A 1,524-nucleotide genomic window follows, 5' to 3' on the forward strand; every position below is an offset into this window, starting at 1 on the left:
GTTGGTATGACTCCCCTTGTCAATAAAAACCGAGTGTCTCCCTGACATTTTTTCGGTCCATAATTAGCTGCTTTCTTGCTCTAAATAAATGAGCTAACGCACCGGATGAGGTAGTAATGTCGTCGGTTGTCATGCTGGTATTCGTGGATTATTCATCTCTCGATGAACAGCGCCTACCTTACTCACTCCGCCGTGGTCACCTTCTCATCAGTCTATGTTCGTGGATCAATAACCGTTAAGTTATTGCCGTCATAACGCCCTCGTAGGTTGTGCCACATTCCGCGGCCTGATCCGAATGAGTTAGCTCAAACTCGTTTGTCATGCAGGTACTCTGCTCAGTCTTAATTTTGGATTGACCGGCGTAAGCACGACCTCTCTCACAATAGCCCATATGTAGGCTGCCATTTCTCTGGCTATTGCGGTAATAATGAGATTGTAATGTTTACCTTTCTTGCTCATTCGCTGGTAGCGTTTGCACAGGCGAAGCTGTGCTTTCCACGCAATGTCGACGATGTCTTTGGGTAGCCCTTCTTGCCGGATTTGAATATTAGTCGACACATTCGCGGGATATCGATAGCTGTGCGCCCCCTCAATTAACAAGCGCCTAGCTCTGCCGTTACCAGACTTCGTAATAGCGCCCAAATGACGTTTTCCGCCTGAGGAATGCTCGCTTGGTACCAAACCTAAATAAGCCATAAGCTTCCTAGGATGGTCGAAGCGGTGTAAATCACCAAGTTCCGCAACAACCCCAACCGCCACTAGCAGCCTCACACCACGCATGGCTTGGATCGCTTTAACGACAGGATAATACCGCCACTGGTGTACGTGATGTGTCAGTTCGTTATCTAACCTTTCCAATCGTCGTATGCGCTCTTCTATCGTTTGTAAGTACTCTTGCAGCACAATGTGCTGCGCGGGATGAGGTAATATCAACTCAGTCAGCCACCGCAGATGTTTCTTCGACCAATTAGCAGTGCCCTCATATCGAATATTATTTCTCAGTAGCAGCGCTTTGAGTTGGTATTTGGCTTCTTTTAGATCCTTCATGGCAAGCTCGCGAGCGCGGGATAAATCTCTTACTGCCTCATCTTCTGGCTCAGGCACATAAATAGGCGTGAGATCTTCCGACTTTAGCAGCTTCACCAGCTTCAATGCATCGCGCCTATCGGTCTTGATATGTTCACCAGGCTTTTTCGGAATAAGGGAGGGCGCAACGACGTAGCAACAATGTCCTAAACTTGCGATAAGTCGATAAATCCAATATCCACATGGCCCTGCTTCATACACCACGTGAATCGTTGCCCCGGGGTATTTCGATTCAAACTGACGAATGAGCTTTTTGACGCTGACTTTTGAAGAAGAAATTCGGCCATAGTGCACCGCACTTGCTCCACGCTGCTCTTCACAATAGGCAACCTCGTGAAACTCTTTATGCGTATCCAATCCGATAAAAATCATGCTATGTTTGTTCATGCTAGCCTCCAAATTGATTTAGTATTGAACAAACTAATTATGGCTTTGGCT

1 protein-coding gene is annotated in these 1,524 nt (G+C 46.9%); it reads right to left on the reverse strand.

What is annotated here, in order from left to right; all coding sequences use genetic code 11:
- Positions 1-318: 318 nt before the first annotated feature.
- Positions 319-1,473 carry an IS110 family RNA-guided transposase gene (locus JKP82_RS20665; protein ID WP_218398577.1) on the reverse strand — a complete coding sequence of 385 codons (1,155 nt, stop codon included), beginning with the start codon at positions 1,471-1,473 and terminating at the stop codon, positions 319-321.
- Positions 1,474-1,524 lie beyond the last annotated feature (51 nt).

It is taken from the genome of Alteromonas lipotrueae, assembly GCF_019249215.1.
GTDB lineage: Bacteria > Pseudomonadota > Gammaproteobacteria > Enterobacterales > Alteromonadaceae > Alteromonas > Alteromonas lipotrueae.

What these genes read in the sequence shown, in the direction of transcription:
- JKP82_RS20665 (WP_218398577.1), bottom strand. Translation starts at nt 1,473, where the DNA reads ATGAACAAACATAGCATGATTTTTATCGGATTGGATACGCATAAAGAG.